Here is a 21,214-nt window from a genome sequence, read left to right as displayed (position 1 = left end):
CGGCTCCGCGACACGAGTGTCATGGGCACACGGGTCCGGCCGGGACCGGTACCGGCTGGCTCCTGCGTTCGTCCGCGGTGAGGTCGCGGGCGCCGATCTTGTCGCAAAGGGCTTCGGCCCAGCTGTCGGGGTGCAGTGACAGGGGGCGGATGATGTTCGAGACGCCGGCGCGGTAGAAGAGCAGGGTGTCGCCGTCAGGGGCGGAGTCCAAGAAGTAGTACTTCGGCGGGTCCAGACTCAGTTCGCTGGTCGGACCCAGGTCGAACGACGACTCGTAGCCCTGTCCGCCCACCCGGTAGACGCGGATCTTGTTGCCGCTGGCCAGCAGGAAACGTCCCGTGCCCTTCAGGAAGCCCAGGGCGGAAGGCACGTCGAAACTCGGCAGCGGGCCGAACTCCTTGCGCAGGGGATCGGCGCGCCACAGCTCCAGGATCTGGCTCCGGCGCATCAGCGCGAGAAACCGCCCGCTCGGGTCGAAGGAGGCCGCCACGAGGTCCTTGTGCCCGGTCCCGTAGCGGACCACCTGCCGGCCACCGGGCAGGTCGACGACGCGGACGTACGGGTCGCCCTGGACCACCACCGTCACCAGGTCGGGATCGGGATGGCCGCTGACGGAGATGCTCTCGAAGTCCATGTCCTTGCGCTCCGTGACCACACGTCCCAGGGCGTTGAGGTCGTAGTCGTCGACGGAGCGGCCCGACCGCGCGTCCCAGCGCTGAAGCAGTGTCCCCGAGACGGTGACGAGGCGGTCCGCATCGTCGAAGAAGTAGTCGAGGGACGGCTCCTTGTCGGGCCGTGAGGGCGTCGGCGGCATGGCGGTGGTGATCACGGCCAGCTGTCGCAGCGACGTCGCGTCCCGCACCACGACCCTGTCCACGGCTTCACGCTGGGCCAACAGGCGGCCGTCGTCGCCGAAGACGACCAGGTCGTCGTCGCTCGTCCAGTAGGGCTTCAGACGCTTCTGCCGGGCGGTCACCCGGCTGTCGACGCCCACGGTCCTGCGCTCGATGGCCTCCCCACTGGCAGGGACGGTGATCATGTTCCGGCCGCCAGAGGTCAATTCGATGTGCTGGATGTTCTCCGCCGGCGCGGTGGACGTCTCGGTGCCGAAGATTCCAGTGGCGTTTCCACTGATGAGCAACGGCTTCGAGGCGTCGCCCACGAGCCGCGCATAGGTGATCGCGGGGGTCCCGCTCTCCTCCGGTTCGCGGAACTTCGACACAGCCCTGCCCCGTGAGAGGTCGACCAGGGTCTTGGTGACGAACCCGATGACGAGATGACGGCCCCCGGGACCGAGAGCGACGGTGTCGCACGTGGAGCTCTCCACGTCCTCGAACCGTCCGAGCACCCTTCCGTCCGACACCCGCAGCCCCGTGTAGACGGTGGGTTTCGGGCCACCGGTGCTGTTCCCCGGCCGACAGGTCGCCACAACGCCGCCGTCCCCGGAGATCACGGCCTCCTCGAAGGAATCAGCGATGACCCGGGCGTCGCCGGTACGGCGGTCGACGACGATCAGACGCTGCTTGTAGGCGCCCATCTGGGCGAGCGCGACGAGGGTGTCGTCGTCCGGGCCGAACCACACGCCGCGCAGCTCGCCGCCCCGTGCCTGGGGCAGGGCGATCCTGCCGCCGAGCGCGCGCCGGTCCAGGTCCCACCACGCCAGGCTGGTTCCGCTGCCCGCCGCGAACAGGCGCCCGGTCGAGGACAGTTGGGCGTACTGCGTCTTGCTGAGGCCGTTCGCGACCTCCGGGGCGTCGGTGCGCAGCTGGTGAGGGGCGCCGACCGGCGAAGGCGCGTCCGGGTGGACGTCGTACCAGACGAGACCGCGCCCCGCGACATAGCCGACCCGGCTGCCGTCTCCCGAGACCAGCGGATTCATGGCGTAGCCAGGTCCGGTGAGCTGGCGGCTGCGCACCCGCGCGCCGAGTGCGTCGACGAAGAGCGTCGCCCGGCCCGCGGCGGTGCGGGCCACCATCACGTCGCCGTCCCGGCTCGCCCGGAAGTCGTCCACCTTGCCCAGCGTGCCGGACAGGATCCGGGACGACGCCCCGTACTGGGCGTAGTACCGCAGCAGCGTGTTCTTCGCCTCGTCCGTCGGGGAGGTGCGGTACGCCGCCAGCGCCAGCTTGATCGCCAGTGCCGGGTCCTGGATGCGCTGGTCGGCCGAGAGGCTCGCCAGCGCCCGGGAGTTCGCCGCGGCGTGCTGCTCGGCGCTGACCTCGCGCTGGTAGCCGAAGAGCACCCCAAGGACCAGCGCGAGCACCGAGACCAGCCCGATGGCGGAGAGCAGACCGCGCCGTCGCCGCAGGGCCGACCGTCGACGGAGCCGGCCCCGTTCCAGGAAGTCGCGCTCGGTGTCGCCGATGTCGTCGGCGCGTTCGGTGAGCCAGCGCTGGGCCGCGGCCAGGACCACCGTGCCGGGGAGCAGTTCGGCGGGCTCTCCCTCGGCCCGCCAGCGGTCCAGGTCGAGCCGTACGGTCTCGCGCCAGGCGAGGAACTCATGGTCCTGCGTCACCCACGCGGCCAGCTTCGGCCAGCCGGTGATCAGCGCCTCATGGGCCAGCTCGACGGTCTCGCCCCGGCCGGTGACCAGCAGCCGGGTGGCGGTGAGACGCTGGGCGATCTCCCATTCGGCAGGGGCGAGTTCGGAGCGGGCGGCGGGCCTGCGGGCGACCGCGCCGGAGCCGGCCACCGGAACCTGCACCAGACGGGTGAACAGGCGCCGCGCGTGCGGTTCGTCCGCCTCGGTCACCGTGTCCGCCCAGGCGCGCTCCGCCTCCCGGCTGAGGGCGCCGGTGACCCCTTCGATGCGCTCGTACGCCTCATAGGTCAGCCGTCCGTGCACGGACTGCTCCCGCCACAGCAGGTCCAGCGCCATGACGAGCAGCGGCAGGGCGCCCGGGGCGTCACCCGTGTCCTTGAGGATCCGGTCGTCCAGGCCCGCGTCGTACGTCACGTCCGGGGTGGCGGCGACCGGCGCGGTGATCACCTCCCGCAGCTGGTCCCGGGCCATCGGGCGCAGTGCGTGGAGGTGGTGGCCGACGAGAGGGCCGAGGGAGGGGGCGGCCAGCGCGGGTTCGAGGAAGTCGGCGCGCAGGGTGATCAGGACGCGTAACGACTCGGGCGTCCTGTCGAGGGCGAGGACGTCCGTCAGCGCCGCGACATCGCCCGCGGCGGCGAGGGCCTCCTCGCACTGGTCGATCACCAGCAGCAGACGCCGGTTGCCGGTCCGTTCCAGGACGCGGGTCACCACGCCGTGCAGGCCGGGCGGGTCGTCCTCCCCGAGCAGGCCGGCCAGTTTCCGGACCCTCTCCAGCCGGTCCACCTCGGGCAGATCCGGTTCCAGGAGGGGGAGCAGCGCGGCGGCGAGCGCGGTCAGCGGGCTGCCGTAGGAGGAGGTGGGGCGGAGCACGACGGCCTCGTACCCCTCCTCCCTCAGCAGGGGTACGACGCCCGCCATGGCCAGCGACGACTTGCCGGAGCCGGACGGGCCGACCAGGGTCACCGCCTTGTGCCCGCGCACCAGGTCCGCCACCTCGGCGGCCTCCCGATCCCGGCCGAAGAAGGACTTCGCGTCGGACTCGCCGAAGGCGGCCAGCGGGCGGAACGGCGACTCGGGTACGGCGAGGCTCGCCAACTCCGGCCAGGGGCCGAGCAGTTGTTCCACCGGGATGAGATACGCGGCAGCCGGATCCCTGGCCTCTGCGACCACCACCATGCCGACGACGCCGGCCAGTTGCTCGTCCCACACGGGTCCGCCGCTGAAGCCGGGCGCGATCCGGTAGCCGCTGAGGGACGTCATCTCGGTCTGGATCCAGCCGTCGCCCTGCCGCCCGAGGAGCCGCCCCGAGTGCCACACCCCGCTGTCCCGGCCGGCCGGGAATCCGAAGGCGGCGATCGGGTGGTGCCACACCTCGTCGGCCCGCACGAGCCGCACGGGCCGGGCACCCGGCAGCGGCTCGTCGAGCCGCAGGACCGCGATGTCCCCCTCACCGGACCACTCCACGACCCGCGCCGAGACCACCGCCGTACCGCCCACCAGCGGCAGGTCGACCCGGATCCGCGCCGACTCCGCCGGACGCCCCTCCGGCCCGCCGAGCGCGGCGGTGACCACATGGGCACAGGTGAACGCCACCTCACCGCTCACCAGGAACCCCGCCCCGACGGGCGCCCCCCACTCGTCCCGGATCCGCAGGACGGCGCTGTCCAGCGCCCTGGGCCCCACCACTGACATACCGTCGCATCCCCCGGATCGCGTACGTCATCAACCTCGGGGAGCGATGTTAGTGGTGATCGAGGAGCGACTACGGCACGTTCCTCCGAGACCGCTCAGCCCGCATGGTGGTGTGACCAGGAACGTTCGGATTCCGACAGTCGACGCAGCATCTCGATGACCGTGTTCCTGGCCTCGTCGAATGCGTCGATCACCTCGATCATCTCCCAGTAGACGCCCTCCTCCTCGGCCCCTGCTGCGACGCCGACTGCGGCCACGCCGGCTTCCCCGAGCAACCGGCCGAGTAGGAGCAGCACCGGGCGCAAGTCGTCCGTGTCCGTCAGGGCGACGGCTCGGGCATCGGTGAGGGGGGCCGACCGGGCGATCCTCTCGGTGAGGCGCAGGGCGGGTTCCCTGAGCCTCTGGGGTCCGTGGTCGACCAGGCTGAGGCCCACCACCGCCGTCACGCCCGCCACGGCACGCAGGGACGAACGCACATGGAGCGCCTCGGAACTCGACGCCAAGGTCCTGCGGCACTGGACGACGAGCCCGGCGAGATCGGGAGCGGTCGCGGCATCGGGCGCCGTCCCGACGGCGGCGGAGGAGGCCGTCGGCGAGAGATGCCGTCGGATTCGAGCGAGCCGATCCCGTGTCGCCTGGTCGTCCGTCCACAGGCCGTCAACCGCTCGTCCCGCCTCGCGAAGCCGCTTCTCAAGCGCCATGGAAACCCCCTTCCTCTGCGTCGAGCCACTCTTTCAACCGCTTGCGCGCCAGGTGGAGATGCTTCTTGACCGCTCCGACGGAGATGCCGAGGACGTCGGCGATCTCGCGGAACGGCAGGTCGTACTGGATCAGCAGGGCCATGGCGGCGGCTTGCTGAGGGGGAAGTCTGCGTACGGCCTCCAGAATGTGCAGCCGGTCGTCGCACGTCGCTGTCTCGTCGCGCGCTGTGAGGGAGGCGCAGACGTCGGGAGGCTCAGCGAGCACTCCCAGCCGGCTGCGTGCCGCCTGCGCATCGGCGAGGCGCTGGCCGGCGACCTTGAACAACCAGGCGCGGGGCTGCTCCAGGGTCGACAGCCGCTCCCAGTACCGGTATGCGCTGATCATCGTCTCCTGGGCGACATCGTCGATGATCGAGAGGTCGCCCTCGAGCCACACCAGATAGCGCCTCACCTGGGGCTCCCACTCCAGGAAGAAGGGCGTGAACTGATCCGGCACCGCCGGGTTCTCGTGCGAGCCTGACGCGGTCACGAACACGAATTCTGATCACCTCCGGTCGTCCGCCCCGAGTGGAGCAGCAGCCTGATGGTGCGTCGGTGCTCTCGCTCCAGCCCTTTGCGCGCATGCCCGCGAGCCAGCTCCAGCAATACGTCACAGAAGTTGGACCGGCCGACCCGCGGGGTCAGCACCCATCCCAGCACCGCGACCACCCCCGGTGCCAGAGCCGCCAGCAGTTCGAAACCCATGGGCCTCCCTCTCCGTCCGACGCAAGTTGTGCCCACTACAGGGCGGGTGGCCGGGGAAGGTTGAACGGGGCGGAGCGAGAGGCGGCATCTCGTCAGAAATGAGCGAAGCCGGAATCGGCCGCGGCGGGGCCGGTCGCCAACCGATCGCCCGAGTGGCAAAACCTGTCAGGATTCGATCACTGCTGGATGCGGCCGCCTTCGTCCGGCCAGTGTGTGCCACGGAGCTCGCCCATGCCGGGCAGAACTCCCGCCAGCCGTACCGGACTTCTGCCGGAGGGCTCGTTTCCATGATGTGCCGCGGGCGCGCTCAGCGAATGCCACGAGCACCGGAACGGCGGGGGGACTGCCGGGAAGGCGGTCATCGCGCCGGCTGCCGCCGATCAGGCGGATCACGGTGGCTGTGACGGCAACCCTCCCCACGCGGGGCACCTGCTATCTCCACTCCACCAACCGTCCGGGTGGTGGACCGAGCGGCGGCAGCACACCGCGTGAATCCAGGGAATCGCCATGACCACTTGTCCGACCGTCGATCACAGCTCCCCGTCCGAGGAACCCGAGGGCGGCTGTGCGCAACGTCTGACGGCGCTCGAGAACCGCGTCGGCGAACTGGAGCGGCGACAGCGCAGGGATCGCATCGTGCAGTGGGTCCGTGCGGGCGTCACCTCTGTGTTCCACGGCCTGTGGCCATAGCCGGGCGGAACTCCAACTCCACTCCTGGACGTCCGTACGCAACTCTCGCAGCGAAGAGGTCATCTGCCATGTCCGAATCCCGTCCGCCCAACCCGTTCCCCGCTCCCGCGCCGGCGGAGTGGCAGGAGAGATGGATCGACGCGGTGCTGTCGGCACCCGGGGTGAACGTGCCTCGGGACGCCCTGGAGAACATCGCCCCGTTCATCGTGCGCCCCAAGGACTCCTTGACGGACGCCGACTCCGAAGGGCAGCGGCGGCTCAAGCCCAGCCGGTTGCGCACGGTGCGCACGGACGCCGGCGAGATGGTGGTGCTCCTGGTCCGTATGAACGGCGTGGGAGGCGTCGTATGGGAGCACAACGAACGCATCAGCTCGACATGGCACTCGGCCGCCGACCCCGCGACGGCGGGAGCGCCACGGCGTTCCCTCACCCGTGTCCTGCCGTGGACGCGGACCACGGAGGACGGACGGGAGAAGGTCTTCGCGGCGCTGGAGAGCCGGACCGAGACCTTGAGCCGTCTGCTGGGCAATGTGGAACAGGCGGCGGCCGAACTCGACAACCGGGACGGTCGCCGGACGTACAACCTGGGCGAGGACCTGGTCCTCAACGGACAGCACGAGCCATGTATGTACGTGGCGCAGCATTTCCGGGTCGACGAGGAGATCGGTGAGGACGCCGACGGAAAGCCGCTCCATCCCTCCGCCTACTGGGGATGGATGGCCGTGCGGGGCAACAACCGGACGCGGCGGCGGCAGGAGATCTTCGACATCAGCTCCGCCGAAGTCCTGACCGGGGTGCCCTTCAAGAAGCTGGGGTCGGACGGGGAAGGCGTCGCGGTCAACCCCGGCTACTGGCTCCGGAGCCTCGCTCAGACCCTCAACGGCGAGTTCGCCGCCCTGACGGAGCAGCCCGATCCGGACGCGCGTGCCCATCGCGCGCTCAAGATCGCCGAGGTCGAGGCGCATCTGGTCGTGGGCAGCCCAACCCCCGCGCGCCTGTTCCGGACCGTCCAGGTGAGCAATCGCCGTGATCACGTCCATCCGCCCCTCGAATTCACGCCCAACGACCAGGGCCGGGCTCTGGGGCGCAGCGTGCTGGGTGCCTATGTGGCGCAGGGCGTCCTCGACGAGGCCACCGCGGACGTGCTCTCGGGGGCGGCCCCGGTCAGTGAACTGCCCGGGGCTCCAGCGGGCGCGTCGGTTTCGACACTGCGTGATCTGCGGTCGATGTGCCTGCTGCGCGAGCTCTTCCCGGTGGACCAGCGCAAGCGGGAGATCATCCGTCGCGCGCTGAGCGAGGGCCCTCCCTCCCTGCTCAACTCGCGTGAAGTCAACCTGAGAGCGCGGGCTTGGTCCGCGCTCACCTCCGAGAGCTATCCCCAACCGTGGAATCCGCGCATCGCGGAGGTCTTTCCCACCGCCAAGGCCAGAGCCGGGTTCGCCCCGTCCGAGCGGCCGTTGGAGGAACTGCTGGCGGCGGCGGACACGGACCCGGTCGCCTTCGAGGAACTCATCATGTTCCGCGCCGCTCACTGGCTCGCGGCCTTCGACATCATCGACGCCGACCGTGGTTCGCTCACCGGCCAGAAGACCGTGGACGACGACGGCACCGAGGCGGAGCGCGTCCGACGGACCGTGAAGAACAACCTCTACGCCATGCAGAACAACCCCGCGGCAGCGGTCTCCTTGCTGCGTGAACTGGCCCTGGCCATGGACGAGGGCCGCAAGCCCCGGAAGGTCTCCGTCTCCGGGGAGGTACTGGACGGGGCGGCCAGCCGGGCCTGGTTCAACCGGACCTTCCCCAAGGAGACCGGCACCCGCCCCTACACACGCCGGACTCTGGAACGCGAACACCCCACCACACTGCGCGGCGGCAGGACCACGCTCACCCTGGACACCCTCACCGACCCCCTTGCGGAGCCGGCCGAGGCGGCCTCGGCGCACGCCCCGGTCGAGACCGACGCTCAGGCCGTCGAGCGACTCGCCCGCGAACTGGAGACCCAGATCAACGCGATGGCCGACGGCGCCACCGAGATCGGGGAACTCCTGACGGAACTGCAGGGCAAGGCGGACGCCGCCGGAATGGAGTACGCCCTGACCCGGCAGCAGGCGGACGACACGGTGCTCGGGCTCGCCAAGACGCTCAGCGAGCTGCGCAAGTGGCCCGAGGTCGTGCCGAGCATGGGGCGGCCGAACTGACCGATCGGTTCAGCAGGCTTGCGACGCCTACGCGGCCCGTACCTCATACGTAGTGATCCGTACCGACTCGTCGTCCAGGCACTGCCCCGTCTCCAGGTCGAACCGCTGCTTCAGCAGTGGCGAGGCCACGAACGGGCGGCCCTGGTGGGTGCCGGTGAGGCCGCGGGAGAGGACTGCGGCGCCGCCGAAGGGGTCGCGGTTGTCGATCGCGTAGAGCCGGCCGGCGCGGTCGCGGAACAGGGCCACCTGGCCGCCGTCCGGGAGCAGGGCGGCCACGCCGCGGCCGGGGAGCAGGCGGGTCAGGTCGCAGACCGGCATCCAGTCCTCGTCCAGGCGTACTTGGACCTTCAGGTCGGTCGTCTCGGGTGCCAGGGTCATCGCTGGGCGCTTCCTTCCAGGGGGCGGTGGCCGATGGTCAGCAGCGGCAGATCGGGCTTGATCTGGTCGCGCTCGGGGACGAAGCCGACGACCGGGTCGGGGGTGTCGGGGGCGTTGATGAAGGAGACGAAGCGGGCGAGCTTCTCGGGGTCGTTGATGGTCTCGGACCATTCGTCGCGGTAGTTCGCGACATGGGCCGCCATCAGCGTCTCCAGCTCCTCGCAGATGCCGAGGGAGTCCTCGACGACCACGTCGCGGACGTGGTCCAGGCCGCCGGGGATCCGCTCCAGCCAGACCGAGGTGCGCTCCAGGCGGTCGGCCGTGCGGATGTAGAACATCAGGAAGCGGTCGATCAGGCGGATCAGTTCGGCGTCGGAGAGGTCCTGGCCGAGGAGGTCCGCGTGGCGCGGGGTCGCGCCGCCGTTGCCGCCGACGTAGAGGTTCCAGCCGTTGGCGGTGGCGATGACGCCGAAGTCCTTCGACTGGGCCTCCGCGCACTCGCGCTGGCAGCCCGACACCGCCGACTTCAGCTTGTGCGGGGAACGCAGGCCCCGGTAGCGCAGCTCCAGGTCGATCGCCATGCGGACCGAGTCCTGGACGCCGTAGCGGCACCAGGTCTGGCCCACGCAGGACTTCACGGTGCGCAGGGACTTGCCGTAGGCGTGGCCGGACTCGAAGCCCGCGTCGACCAATCGTGCCCAGATCAGGGGGAGTTGCTCGACCCGTGCGCCGAACATGTCGATGCGCTGGCCGCCCGTGATCTTCGTGTAGAGGCCGAAGTCGCGGGCGATCTCGCCGATCACGATCAGGCCCTCGGGGGTCACTTCACCGCCGGGGATGCGCGGCACGACCGAGTACGAGCCGTTCTTCTGGATGTTGGCGAGGAAATGGTCGTTGCTGTCCTGAAGGGCCGCCTGCTCGGCGTCCAGGACGTAGCCGCTCGCGCCGATCGTCGGGGCCAGGGACGCGATGATCGAGCCGATGGCCGGCTTGCAGATCTCGCAGCCGTCGCCGCCCCGGGCGCCGTCGCGGCCGTAGCGGTCGAGGAGGTCCTGGTAGGTGTTGATGCGCAGGGCGAGGACGATCTCGTAGAGCTCCTCGCGGGTCTGCCCGAAGCAGCCGCACAGGCCCTTGTCGACCTCGACGCCGGACGCCTCCAGCTCGGCGGTGATCAGCTGGCCGAGGACCTTGACGCAACTGCCGCACGTCGTACCGGCCTTGGTGCACTTCTTCACCTCGGGCACGGTGGTGCAGGAGTGCTCCGTCACCGCGCCGCGGATGGTGCCCTTGGTGACGTTGTTGCAGGAGCAGATGATCGCGTCGTCGGGGAGCGCCGAGGGGCCGAGCTGGGCGGGCGCGCCGGCGCCGGCCGGCAGGACGAGCGACTCGGGCGAGACCGGCGGGACCGAGCCGGTGAACGCCTTCAGGGTGCCGTACGCCTCCGCGTCGCCGACCAGGATGCCGCCGAGCAGGGTGCCGTCGCGGCCGATGACCAGCTTCTTGTACAGGCCCGCGCGGGAGTCGGAGTACACCACGTCCAGGCAGTCCTCGGCGGTGCCGTGCGCGTCGCCGAAGGACGCCACGTCCACGCCGAGCAGCTTCAGCTTGGTGGAGAGGTCCGCGCCGAGGAACGACGCCTCGTCGGACGCGATCGTCGCCGCCGCCGTCTCCGCCTGCTCGTAACCGGGGGCCACCAGGCCGTACACCCGGCCGTCCGCGGCCAGCGCGCACTCGCCGATCGCGAACACGCGCGGGTCGGCGACCGTACGGCACTGCTCGTCGACGGTGATGCCGCCGCGTTCGCCGACGGTGAGGCCGCAGTCGCGGGCCAGCTGGTCGCGGGGGCGGACACCGGCGCTGAACACCACCATGTCGGTGGCGAGTTCGGAACCGTCGGACAGCTTCATGCCGGTGACGGCGCCGTCGCCATCAATGATGATCTCCTGCGTGCCCACACCCGTGTGCACCGTCAGGCCCATGTCCTCGATAGTGCGCAGCAGCGCCGCGCCGCCGCCGTCGTCGACCTGCACGGGCATCAGCCGGGGCGCGAACTCCACGATGTGGGAGGTCAGTCCGAGGCCCTTCAGCGCGCCCGCCGCCTCCAGACCCAGCAGTCCGCCGCCGACGACCGCACCCGTCGTCCGCGACTTCGCGTACTCCTCGATCGCGAGCAGGTCCTCGATCGTGCGGTACACGAAGCAGCCGGCGGCGTCCTTGTTCGGGACCGGCGGCACGAAGGGGTAGGAGCCGGTGGCGAGGACGAGAGTGTCGTACTCGAAGACCTCGCCGGACCGGGCGGTGACCTTGCGGGCCTCGCGGTCGACGGCGACGGCCGGGTCACCGACGTACAGCTCGATGCCGTGCGTGTCGATGAACTCCATGTCGGTCATGGAGAGGTCCTCGGGGGTCTTGCCCGAGAAGTACGAGGTGAGCGCCACGCGGTCGTACGCCGGACGCGGCTCCTCGCACAGCACGACCACACGGTGCGTGGCGGTCATGCCGCGCTCGGCGAGTGCCTCCAGGAAGCGCTGGCCGACCATGCCGTGGCCGACGAGCACGATCGTGGGGGTGGCCTCCGTGGCCTCCGGGGTGGCGGTCATCAGGAGCCTCCATCGTTGGTGAGCAGGTGGAGCAGGGGGCCGTCGTCGGGGAGCGGCTCTGCTCCCTCCCAGGCGCGGGCGAGCGCGCCGACGGTGCCGAGTTCGCCGACGAGGACCCCGCCGACCAGGCGGTCGTCGCGGACGACGACCTTGCGGTAGGTGCCGCGGGTGGCGTCCGTGAGCTGGACGACGTCGTCGCCGGGCCGGGCCTCGGTCTCGCCGAACGCGGCGAGGTCGAAGAAGCCCTCACCGGCCAGCGTCAGCCGGGTCAGCGCGCGGGTGCCGGTGTAGCGGGCTTCGCGGCCGGCGATCGACTCGGCCAGGACATCGGCCTGTTCGAGCGCGGGCGCGGCCAGCCCGTACACCGTGCCGTCGTGCTGCGCGCAGTCGCCGACGGCCCGGATGTGCGGGTCGGACGTACGGAGTTCGTCGTCGACGAGGATGCCCTTGTGGACGGCGAGCCCCGCGTCCTTGGCGAGGCCGGCGCGCGGGTGGACGCCGCAGGCCAGGACGACCAGGTCGGCGTCGAGGGCGTAGCCGTCGGCCATCTCCACCGAGCGGACCGCGCCGCCGACGCAGCGCACGTCCCGTACCCGCAGATCGGTGTGGACCTCGACGCCGAGGTCGGTGAGATGGCGCCGGACCAGTTTCGAGGCGGCCGGATCGAGCTGACGCTCCATCAGTCGCTCGGACTGCTGGGCGAGCACGACCTGCGCACCGCGCAGCGCCAGGGCACGGGCCGCGGAGACCCCGAGGAGCCCGCCGCCGATGACGACGGCCTTGACGCCCGGCCGCACGGCCTTGGAAAGCCCCAGGCAGTCGTCCATGGTGCGGAAGGCGTGGACGCCCTCCGGCAGCTCGTGGTCGGGCGTGAACAGACCGCGCAGCGGCGGCAGCACCGGGTTGGACCCGGTGGCCAGGACGAGGGTGTCGTATGCGATCTCCGACCCGTCCGCGAGACGTACGGCTCGCGCCTCGCGGTCGATGCCGGTGACCCGGCCGCGGGTCAGCTCCGCGGGCGCCGGCAGGGCGATCACCTCGGGGCTGTACCGTCCGGCCAGCACCTCGGCGAGCAGCACCCTGTTGTACGGGCGGTGCTCCTCGTCGCCGACGAGCGTCACGGGCATGCCCAGCTCGCCGAGCCGCCGGGCGAGCCGTACGCCCGCGAGGCCGGCGCCGATCACCACCACACGCGTATTCGAGGTCATGTCCAGGAGCGTGCGGTGCCGGTGTTTCCCGACCGCATCACCTCTGTTTCCCACGAGGAACGCTGCCCTCAGCGAGCCCGGGGCGTGGGTGTGAGGGTTCGGCGGGCGCGGTGGGAGCGGGCTGTGAGGCCGGGTGCGCCGGAGGCGTGGTGGGGTGAACCGTACCCTCGACTTCCGTGCAGGCCCCATCGAATACGACCGCGCGGGGCGGGACGCTGTAGGCATCGGCTTTCAGCAGCTCGGACCCAGGGGGACGCGGCATGGACCTGATGCGGGAACCCGCGCGGCAGGACGCCGCCGCCATCTGGATCTGGCGGCTGGTGCGCGAGCCGTTCACCGCGGTGACCTGGCGGCGCACCGCGTATGCGGTGGCCGCGCTTCCGGTGGGTGTGGTGTGCGTCCCACTGGCTCTGGCGGGCCTGCCGACCGGGCGCTGGCAGCGGGGGCTGGTGCGCGGACTGCTCGGCGCCGAGCTGACCGGCGGCCCGCGCGCGGGGCTGCTGCACGCCCTGGCGGCACTGCCGCTCAACCTCCTCACCGCCGCCGTCACCCTGTACGGCTGGTCCATCGTCCCCATGAACCTCGGCTGGCCCCTGCGAGCGGGCGACGACGCCTCCGACGCCTGGGGCGGACCGACGTACGGCGGGGCCTGGGCGTTCCACGCGATCGTGGGCGGCCTCGGCTTCCTGCTGCTCATGCCATGGGCCGTACGCGGCCTCACCACCCTCCAGCTCCGCCTCGCCCGCACCACCCTGACCTAGGTTGACCCCGTGAACCGCCTGCGCTCCCTCGCCGCCGCCACCTTCGGCCGCCGCGCCCTGGCCGCCCTGCTCTTCGCGGTGATCGCCTTCCCCCTCGCCCTCGTCGGCTTCGTGCTGGTCCTGGTCGGGCTGGCGGTGGGCGGGGTGCTGTCCGTGACCACGCTGGGGCTGTGGCTGATCGCCGGGACCGTGCGGGGTGCGCTCGCGCTGGGTGCGCTCCAGCGGGCGCTGGCCCGCGGGCTGCTCGGCGTGGAGATCGAGGCGCCGACGCCGCCGACGGGCGCCGGGGTGCTGGGGTGGCGGCGGGCGGTGCTGGGGGAGCGGACCGGCTGGCGGGCCGTGGGCTGCGCCCTGGCGACGCCGTTCACCGCCGTGCTCGGGCTCCTCGCCGTCGTCGCCGGATATGTGTACGGCGTCCTGCTCACCCTGCATCCGCTGCTCAAGCACCTGAACCACCGGACCGTCCACCATGCCGACGGCTCGGTGTCGCAGGTCTCGCTGGAGTTCTTCGGGTACCAGGTCGACAGCTGGCCGCGCTGGCTGATCCCGGTCGCGGTCGGACTGCTGCTGCTCGCCGTCGCCCCCGTCCTCGTCCGGCACGCCCTCACCCCTCACCGGCTCCTGCTGGCCGCGCTGCTCGGCCCGAGCGCCGCCGACCGCCGGATCCGGGCCCTGGAGGAGACCCGCGCGCACGCCGTCGAGGACGCCGCCGCCACCCTGCGCCGGATCGAGCGCGACCTGCACGACGGCACCCAGGCCCGGCTCGTCGGCCTCGCGATGCATCTGACCGTGATCGGCGAACTGGTCACCGCCGACGCCGACCGCGACCGCGTCCTCGCCGCCGTCGACACCGCCCGCTCCAACGCCACCCAGGCCATCGCCGACCTGCGCCATCTCGTCAAGGGCATCCATCCGCCCGTACTCGACGAGGGCCTGCCCGCGGCCCTCGCCACCCTCGCCGCCGACAGCCCTCTCAGCGTCCACGTCACCACCGACATCCGCGTCCGCCCCACCCCGGCCGTCGAGTCCATCGCCTACTTCTGCGCCGCCGAACTCCTCGCCAACGCCACCAAGCACAGCGGCGCCGACTCGGCGACGGTGACCGTCACCGCCGACGGCGGGCCGCTGCGCCTGCGGGTCGCCGACGCCGGGCGGGGCGGGGCGGTGATCGGGGCGGGCTCCGGGCTCACGGGGTTGCTGGCGCGGGTGCGTACGGTGGACGGCACCTTGGTCTGCGACAGCCCGGAGGGCGGGCCGACCGTGGTGACGGTGGAGCTGCCGTGACGGCACGAGGGTCTACGGTGGTCGAGGTCGAGCCGCCCGTGCCCGGCTCACCGCCCCCGACCTCTCCCCGACCGCCGATCGGAGCCGCATGCGCGTCGTCATCGCCGAGGACTCCGCCATCCTGCGGGACGGACTCGCGCAACTGCTGCGGCTGAGGGACGTCGAGGTCGTCGCGGCCGTCGCCGACGCCGAGGCCCTCCTCGCCGCCGTCGCCGAACACGCCCCCGACGTCGCCGTCGTCGACGTCAGACTGCCGCCCGACCAGAGCGACGAGGGCGTGCGCGCGGCCCTGCGGCTGCGGCAGGAGCACCCGGGGCTGGGGGTTCTGGTGTTCTCCCAGTACGTCGAGACCGCGCACGCCGCCCGACTGCTCACCGACCCCGCCGGGTTCGGGTATCTCCTGAAGGAACGGGTCGTCGACATCGGGGAGTTCGTCGGCGCGCTGGAGCGGGTCGCGGCCGGCGGCACCGCGCTGGACCCCGAGGTCGTCGCCCAGCTCTTCGGCGCGAGCCGCCGGGCCACCGCCCTGGACTCGCTGACACCCCGCGAGCGCGAGGTGCTCGGACGCATGGCCGAGGGCCGCACCAACCACGCGATCGCGACCGCCCTCACCATCTCCGAACGGGCCGTGGAGAAACACGTCGCCAACATCTTCACCAAGCTCGACCTACCCCCGTCGGACACGGGCCACCGCCGGGTCCTGGCCGTCCTCAAGTACCTGGAGGGGACGCGGGCGTGACCCCGCCGCTCCATCGCCGCACGGTTTCCGGCAACCGGTCGATCAGATGCCCCTTGCGGTCGATCGTCACATCGAAGTAGGCCGCGCTGCGCGCCGACCGGCACACGCCGTGCACGGCCTCCTTGGCGGTGCGCTTCAACTCGGCGGCCTGGTCGGCGAGTTCGAGCAGGGTGGGCCGGAGCATGGGGTGGTCGAGGACGTATGACCTCAGGCGGGTGCCCGTGAGGGTGCTGGGGTCCGCGGGGGGTGGCCCGGAGGTGAGGAGTTCCAGGAACACCCGGTTGCTCAGCCCGTCGAAGTCCTCGTGGGTGTTGGCGCCGCCCAGCTCCGGCAGGACGTCGGTGAGGTCGTTGAAGAGCTGGCTCGCCAGCCCGAGCCGGCGCATCGCGTCGTCGAGGACATGCCGCTCCTCCTCGACCACCCGCAGCCCCGCGAGGGCCGCGTCCAGCGGCATCCGGAACAACGTGCCCGTCTTGCGCTCGGCCATCGACTCCCAGAACCGCACCCGCGCCTCACCCGAGTCGGCCAGCAGCTCGGCGCGGGTGTCCGCCGACCGGGTCGCCAGATCGAGCGCCTGTCCGGTGAAGCCGTGCCCGACGCTGCGGACCAGGCTGTCCGCCACCGCCGGGTCCGCGACATACCGCAGCGCCTCCATGATCAGCCAGCAGCCGGTGTTCAGGGCGACCGGCACCCCGTGGGTGGCATGCAGCGCGGGCTCGCCGTAGCGGACGTCGCTGCCGTCCTGGATGTCGTCGAGCGCGACCCCGGCCTTCAGCAGAACCCGCACGGCCACCGCCACCCGCCGCACCACGGCCAGGTCGGGAGGGGCGGTCCCGTCGCTCGGCCCGCCCGGAAATCCCCGGTAGTTGCGGTACGCCCAGTACACCATCGACGGCCGCAGCGGTGCCGTACCGCCCGGCGCCCCCGCGGTCGGCGGCAGTGCCTGCTGGCCCACCTTGGAGCCGAGGGCGTCGGCCACCGGGGTGTGGAGGGAGCGGTGCAGGGCGGTGGCGTACGCGGACGCCGTGCCCGTGCCCGGGGTGAGAGAGTCCAGGAACGCGCGCAGGTCGTCCTCCAGGAGCGCGGAGTCCCGACGTACCACCGAATCCACATCCGTATACGCATACGTATCCGCATCCATGCTCGGATGGTCCGTTCCGGAGCAAAGGCGGTCAAGATCGCTTTTCCGTCACCCGGCACGATCCCGCCCGCGTTCCCCAACCTCAGATGCCGCTCATATACGTGGACGGTGCACGCGTCCCCTGTCTAGGGTCGCGATCATGCCCGACATATCCCTGACCACGCTCGTCGTCCTCTGCCTCGCGGCCCTCGCGGCCGGCTGGATCGACGCCGTGGTCGGCGGCGGGGGCCTGCTGCTGCTTCCCGCCCTGCTGCTGGGCCTCCCCGCGCACACACCGGCCGCCCATGTGCTCGGCACCAACAAGGCGGTCGCGATCGTCGGCACATCGGGCGCCGCGGTCACCTACGCCCGCAAGGCCCCCGTGGACGTACGCCTCTCCGTGCGCATCGGCCTCGCCGCCCTCGCGGGTTCCTCCGCCGGCGCCTTCTTCGCGGCCGGAATGAGTACCGAGGTGCTCAAACCCGTGATCATGGTGGTGCTGCTCGGCGTCGCCGCCTTCGTCATCCTGCGCCCCGCCTTCGGCACGGCCCCGGCGACCGGCCCGGCCTCCCGCCGCCGGATCCTCGCCGCGATCGGCCTCGCGGGCCTCGGCATCGGCTTCTACGACGGCCTGATCGGCCCCGGCACCGGCACCTTCCTGGTCCTCGCCCTCACCGCGGTGCTCCACCTCGACCTCGTCACCGCCTCCGCGACCGCGAAGATCGTCAACTGCTGCACCAACGCCGGGGCGCTCGCCACCTTCGCCTGGCAGGGCGCGGTCCTGTGGCAACTGGCCGCGGGGATGGCCGTGTTCAATCTGGCGGGCGGAACGCTGGGGGCGCGGACGGCACTGAAGAAGGGCAGCGGCTTCGTCCGGGGCGTGCTGCTGACGGTGGTGTTCGCGCTGGTGGTGAAGCTGGCGTATGAGCAGTGGGTGGCCGCGTAGGCGGGCCAGGTCAGCGACGCCCCCCTTCGATGTCGCCCCCTACTCCCGCCGCAGGTCGAGCAGTTCGACCGCGCCGGTCGTGTCCTCGTCCCCGTGCCCGTCCGCCAGCCACCGCTCCAGGAGGCTCATGTACGGGGTCAGCAGCTCCGCGCTCACCGCCTGTTCCTCGGCCGTGGCGAGCAGGGTCGCGCTGCCCGCGACCTGCATGGCGAGGTTGGAGACGACGTCCTTGCCGAAGTCGCCGCTCTCCAGATGCTCGGCGGCCTTGTGCGCGGCGGGTGCCATGGCGCCGAGCCACGACACCAGCAGCGGCGCGAAGTCCCGCGGTGCGATGTCCTCCCGGCGGATCAACGCGAAGGCGTGCAGGACGCCCGCGAACATGCCGCTCATCGCGCTCAGCAACGCCACGTCGTGCAGCGCGGCGAACCCCGGGTCCGCGCCGACATAGCGGGTGCCGGCCGGGACGGCGAGGGTGTCGCCGTGCTCCTCGAAGAGGCCGGGCGAGCCGCTGTAGAAGACGTACGCCCCCGACTTCGCATCCCCGATCATCGGCGGTACGGCCATGATCCCGGCGTCCAGGAAACGGGCGCCGCGCGCCTCGGCCCAGGCGGCACGGGCGCGGCCCTGGGCGGGCGTTCCGGTGGTGAGGTTCACCAGGTCGCGGCCCGACAGGTCGGCGTCCTCGAGGGCTTCGCCGACCGAGGCGTCGTCCAGCAGACACACGACGACCAGCCGGCTCGCGGCCACCGCGTCGGCGGCGCTCGCGGCGACGGCCGCGCCCTCGGCGGCCAGCCGTTCGGTACGGGCGGGGGTGCGGTTCCAGACGGTGACGGGGTGTCCGGCGGCGAGCCAGGCGCGGGCGAGGGCGGTGCCCATGGCGCCGGTGCCGAGGAGGGAGACGGGGGTGCGCGGGGCGATCGGGTTGTCAGTCATGGCGTTTAGGCTCGTCGGAGATCGACTGCCTGCTCAAGTACGTACTTGGGAGTGGGTGGTTACCACGGGGAAAGAGTCCAGGCAGGGGAGGGGCGGCATGAGGGTCGGACGGCGGCCGGGGGCGTACGTCTGCGGGATCGACGCGGCGATGGACGTGGTGGGCGGCAAGTGGAAGGTGCTCGTCCTGTGGGCGCTGAACGAACGCCCGCACCGCTTCGGGGAGCTGCGGCGGGAGCTCCCGGGGGTGACCGAGAAGGTGCTCGCGGCCCAGCTGCGGGAGCTGGAGGCCGACGGCATCGTCCACCGGGAGGCGTACGACGAGATACCGCCGAGGGTGGAGTACTCACTGACGCCGCGCGGCGCCGCGCTCAACACGGCCCTGGCCCCGCTGGGCGCGTGGGGCCGGGAGAACGTGCTGGGCGGGCGCGGAGAGGGGTCAGCGGCTGCCGCCGACCAGATGCGCGAAGACCACGACATTGCCCCGGTACCCGGTCGTCCGTGAGTAACCCCCGCCGCAGGTGATCACCCGCAGCTCGGGCCGTGCCGCCGCGCCGTACACCTTCTCGTCGGGGAAGGCCTTCGCGTCGTACACCTCGACGGCGTCGACCTCGAACAGGGCGGTGCCGCCGTCGCGGCGCTCCACCTCGATCGTGCTGCCCCTGCGCAGGGCGCCGAGCCGGTAGAAGACGGCGGGCCCGTCGGCGTTGTCGACATGCCCGGCGACGATCGCGGTGCCCGTCTCGCCCGGCGTGGTCCCGGCCTCGTACCACCCGGCGAGGTTCCGGCGCCCCGCGGGCGGCACATCGAGGCTGCCCGCCTTCGTCAGGCCCAGGCCCATGAGGGGCGCGTCGACGCGTATCGAGGGGATGCGGATGCGGTCGGGAGGGGAGGGCGGGAGGGCGGGGGCGCCGGGGCCGGTGCGGGGCGCGCCGGACACGTCGGCCTGCGAGGCGGCGGGCTGCGGCGGGGCATGCCCGTCGTCGCCGCTGGTCAGCAGCCAGGTGCCGGAGCAGAGCGCGAGGAGGGTGACGGAGGCTATGGCGGCGTCACCGACGCTCCTTCGACTGCGCACGTGAGCCTCCTGGGTCTCTCCTCGGCCACCCGTTCCCCCTCCGGGCCGCGAGGGGCGTCGGACCCGGAGGGGGAGGGGACGTGCGGTACCGGCGGACGGACAGCGGAGGGTGTCCGTCAGATCCCGTCGCCTCTCGCCCGGCGATGCAGGAGCCAGGTACCGCCCGCGGCGGCGACGGCGAGAGCCGTCACGCCGGCCGCGGTCTGTACGGGATCGCGGCCGAAAGCACCGCCGACCCCCGTCTTCACACTTCCTCTCGGATGCACCTGCCCCGGCGTCGACGTCAGCGAGACCACCAGGTCGCCCGTCACCCGCCGACCGCCCTCGGCACAGTCCGCGACGATCTCGTACGTCCCCGGCTGCGCACTCGGCGGCACCCGGAACTTCCCCGTCGCCCGCCGGTCGTCCGAGCCCGGCGCCATGGTGAAGGCCCCTGCGCCCACCGCACTGGCATCGCCCGCGGCGGCGCCGTTCTTGCAGACGTCGGTGTGCACACCGACCTCCCCACCCGGCACCACCGAGGCCGGCCCCAGCTCCAGACCGCCCCCTTCGGCGCCGTACGCGGGCACGACGACCATCCCCACAGCGCCGACGGCCAGCGCGGTCCCGGTCAGCATTCGGGCGGTACGTCGCATCGAAGCTCCTCCGAACACAACGGGCCCACGACCCGCGACACCCCCAAGTGCCGCCGCCTCGGCCGTGCCCCTGCCTTTCCGAGGAAACGGGCACCGGGCCGGACGCGCTTGTCGAGCGAGCGCCGGGAACGGGGTGAACGGGTGCCGGGAGGGCGGCCCGGAGCCTGTGCCGCGGGGCCGTTTCAGCAGGTCATCGCGGTGCCCGGGACACACACGGGAGGAGATTTCGACGAGGAGGGCGCCGGGGGTGTGAACGGGTGACCCGGGCGGTCACCCCAGGATCTCACCACGCTCCTCGCGACTCGGCGACCGACCCTGCTGCGATCCGCCTGACCCCGGCATCGGTCAGCCCCACACCAACTGCCGCACCCCGTCGTCCTCCTGGACGTACTCGGCCCGGATCTCCCGTCCCGTGGCCGTCACGATCGGGCGCCCGGTCTCCAGGGAGGTCACCGTCTGCTCGAACAGCTCCGCCACGCTCTTCCAGCGGACGGCGCCCCAGATCTCCAGGTCCTGGTCGATCTCCAGGACCGCCCCTCGGGTGGGCCCCTCGCGGTGGTCCACGACGAGTTCCGTTCCGGTCAGGGTCCTGGCCAGTGGGACCCACCGGACATGGGCCGTGGTGCCGACGACGGAGTCCGCGTCGCCGTCCTCCAGGCTCCAGGCCACCGCCTGCTCCATGTCCCGCTGGCCGAGCCGCATGCCCTCGGCGTCGAGGGGATAGTGCCCGCCGGGGAGCAGCCCTCCCGGTCCGCCGGGACGTGCCCAGGTGGACACCCCGTCGTGCCGGGAGAGCCAGAGCCGCAGTTCCGGATCGAGTGCGAACCGGTTCTCGGCGATCTCACCGATCCGCCGCGCCGTGGCGGGCGGATTGAGGACGTGCCGTTCGGTCGACGCGTTGGCCTCCAGCCACAGGTCGAGGCGGTTCAGTACGTCGTGGAAGGTCACGGCTCGTCCTCAGGTCCGGATGG

The 21,214-nt window shown here is 71.9% G+C and carries 19 protein-coding genes; 7 read left to right on the top strand and 12 right to left on the bottom strand.

Annotated elements, in window-relative coordinates:
• Nucleotides 1-19: 19 nt before the first annotated feature.
• From IE325_RS06540 to IE325_RS06525, 4 genes are all read right to left on the bottom strand, one after another.
• Nucleotides 20-4,234: an nSTAND1 domain-containing NTPase gene (locus IE325_RS06540; RefSeq protein ID WP_190068750.1), complete on the bottom strand. Its 4,215-nt coding sequence runs from the start codon at nucleotides 4,232-4,234 to the stop codon at nucleotides 20-22.
• 95 nt (nucleotides 4,235-4,329) lie between these two features.
• Nucleotides 4,330-4,935, bottom strand: a complete 606-nt coding sequence (locus tag IE325_RS06535) for a DUF6099 family protein (protein ID WP_190068749.1) — start codon at nucleotides 4,933-4,935, stop codon at nucleotides 4,330-4,332.
• Nucleotides 4,925-5,464, bottom strand: a complete 540-nt coding sequence (locus tag IE325_RS06530; protein WP_190068748.1) for an RNA polymerase sigma factor — start codon at nucleotides 5,462-5,464, stop codon at nucleotides 4,925-4,927. Before IE325_RS06530 ends, IE325_RS06535 begins: the two co-directional genes overlap by 11 nt.
• Nucleotides 5,461-5,679: a hypothetical protein gene (locus tag IE325_RS06525; protein ID WP_190068747.1), complete on the bottom strand. Its 219-nt coding sequence runs from the start codon at nucleotides 5,677-5,679 to the stop codon at nucleotides 5,461-5,463. The genes IE325_RS06530 and IE325_RS06525 overlap by 4 nt, the downstream gene beginning before the upstream one ends.
• A 507-nt stretch (nucleotides 5,680-6,186) precedes the next feature.
• On the opposite strand from IE325_RS06525, the gene IE325_RS06520 reads away from it, so the two are divergent.
• Nucleotides 6,187-6,369, top strand: a complete 183-nt coding sequence (locus tag IE325_RS06520) for a hypothetical protein (RefSeq protein WP_190068746.1) — start codon at nucleotides 6,187-6,189, stop codon at nucleotides 6,367-6,369.
• A gap of 68 nt (nucleotides 6,370-6,437) precedes the next feature.
• The gene (locus tag IE325_RS06515) at nucleotides 6,438-8,567 is read left to right on the top strand and encodes a hypothetical protein (RefSeq protein ID WP_190068745.1); all 2,130 of its coding nucleotides are present in this window, start codon (nucleotides 6,438-6,440) and stop codon (nucleotides 8,565-8,567) included.
• A gap of 27 nt (nucleotides 8,568-8,594) precedes the next feature.
• Here the strand turns inward: IE325_RS06515 and nirD are convergent, their stop codons facing one another.
• From nirD to IE325_RS06500, 3 genes are read right to left on the bottom strand one after another with little or no spacing between them, the layout of a single operon-like run.
• Complete coding sequence (gene nirD, locus IE325_RS06510) at nucleotides 8,595-8,945, bottom strand: nitrite reductase small subunit NirD (protein ID WP_190068744.1); 351 nt, start codon at nucleotides 8,943-8,945, stop codon at nucleotides 8,595-8,597.
• Nucleotides 8,942-11,545, bottom strand: coding sequence for a nitrite reductase large subunit NirB (gene nirB, locus IE325_RS06505; RefSeq protein WP_190068743.1), 2,604 nt, complete (start codon nucleotides 11,543-11,545; stop codon nucleotides 8,942-8,944). Before nirB ends, nirD begins: the two co-directional genes overlap by 4 nt.
• Nucleotides 11,545-12,753, bottom strand: a complete 1,209-nt coding sequence (locus tag IE325_RS06500; RefSeq protein ID WP_190068742.1) for an NAD(P)/FAD-dependent oxidoreductase — start codon at nucleotides 12,751-12,753, stop codon at nucleotides 11,545-11,547. Before IE325_RS06500 ends, nirB begins: the two co-directional genes overlap by 1 nt.
• A 260-nt stretch (nucleotides 12,754-13,013) precedes the next feature.
• Here IE325_RS06500 and IE325_RS06495 point away from each other — a divergent pair, with 260 nt between their 5' ends.
• The 3 genes from IE325_RS06495 (at nucleotide 13,014) to IE325_RS06485 (ending at nucleotide 15,537) form a co-directional block, all read left to right on the top strand.
• Nucleotides 13,014-13,514, top strand: coding sequence for a hypothetical protein (locus tag IE325_RS06495; protein ID WP_190068741.1), 501 nt, complete (start codon nucleotides 13,014-13,016; stop codon nucleotides 13,512-13,514).
• Between the two features lie 9 nt (nucleotides 13,515-13,523).
• Nucleotides 13,524-14,798 (top strand): sensor histidine kinase, encoded by a 1,275-nt coding sequence (locus IE325_RS06490; protein WP_190068740.1) that lies wholly within the window; start codon nucleotides 13,524-13,526, stop codon nucleotides 14,796-14,798.
• A gap of 88 nt (nucleotides 14,799-14,886) precedes the next feature.
• Nucleotides 14,887-15,537: a LuxR C-terminal-related transcriptional regulator gene (locus IE325_RS06485; protein WP_190068739.1), complete on the top strand. Its 651-nt coding sequence runs from the start codon at nucleotides 14,887-14,889 to the stop codon at nucleotides 15,535-15,537.
• Here the strand turns inward: IE325_RS06485 and IE325_RS06480 are convergent.
• A complete protein-coding gene (locus tag IE325_RS06480; RefSeq protein ID WP_190068738.1) occupies nucleotides 15,509-16,678 on the bottom strand; it encodes a polyprenyl synthetase family protein in 1,170 nt (389 codons plus the stop codon). The genes IE325_RS06485 and IE325_RS06480 overlap by 29 nt on opposite strands.
• Nucleotides 16,679-16,817: 139 nt before the next feature.
• On the opposite strand from IE325_RS06480, the gene IE325_RS06475 reads away from it, so the two are divergent.
• Entirely contained in the window at nucleotides 16,818-17,603 is a 786-nt protein-coding gene (locus IE325_RS06475; protein ID WP_190068737.1) for a sulfite exporter TauE/SafE family protein, read from the top strand.
• A 39-nt stretch (nucleotides 17,604-17,642) separates the two neighbouring features.
• Here IE325_RS06475 and IE325_RS06470 read toward each other — a convergent pair whose 3' ends face one another.
• The gene (locus IE325_RS06470; RefSeq protein ID WP_190068736.1) at nucleotides 17,643-18,536 is read right to left on the bottom strand and encodes an NAD(P)-dependent oxidoreductase; all 894 of its coding nucleotides are present in this window, start codon (nucleotides 18,534-18,536) and stop codon (nucleotides 17,643-17,645) included.
• A gap of 97 nt (nucleotides 18,537-18,633) precedes the next feature.
• Here IE325_RS06470 and IE325_RS06465 point away from each other — a divergent pair, with 97 nt between their 5' ends.
• A complete protein-coding gene (locus IE325_RS06465) occupies nucleotides 18,634-19,038 on the top strand; it encodes a winged helix-turn-helix transcriptional regulator (protein WP_190068735.1) in 405 nt (134 codons plus the stop codon).
• Here the strand turns inward: IE325_RS06465 and IE325_RS06460 are convergent.
• The 3 genes from IE325_RS06460 to IE325_RS06450 all read right to left on the bottom strand — a co-directional run bounded on the left by IE325_RS06460 (nucleotide 18,973) and on the right by IE325_RS06450 (nucleotide 21,191).
• Nucleotides 18,973-19,608, bottom strand: coding sequence for a class F sortase (locus IE325_RS06460; protein ID WP_190068734.1), 636 nt, complete (start codon nucleotides 19,606-19,608; stop codon nucleotides 18,973-18,975). The genes IE325_RS06465 and IE325_RS06460 overlap by 66 nt on opposite strands.
• A gap of 116 nt (nucleotides 19,609-19,724) precedes the next feature.
• Nucleotides 19,725-20,243 (bottom strand): hypothetical protein, encoded by a 519-nt coding sequence (locus IE325_RS06455; protein ID WP_190068733.1) that lies wholly within the window; start codon nucleotides 20,241-20,243, stop codon nucleotides 19,725-19,727.
• A gap of 345 nt (nucleotides 20,244-20,588) precedes the next feature.
• Nucleotides 20,589-21,191: an SMI1/KNR4 family protein gene (locus IE325_RS06450; protein ID WP_190068732.1), complete on the bottom strand. Its 603-nt coding sequence runs from the start codon at nucleotides 21,189-21,191 to the stop codon at nucleotides 20,589-20,591.
• Nucleotides 21,192-21,214: the final 23 nt, after the last annotated feature.

The organism is Streptomyces lanatus (assembly GCF_014655715.1).
GTDB lineage: Bacteria > Actinomycetota > Actinomycetes > Streptomycetales > Streptomycetaceae > Streptomyces > Streptomyces lanatus.
The sequence above is the reverse complement of the archived record's forward strand: the minus strand, read 5'-3'. Positions and strand labels throughout refer to the sequence as shown.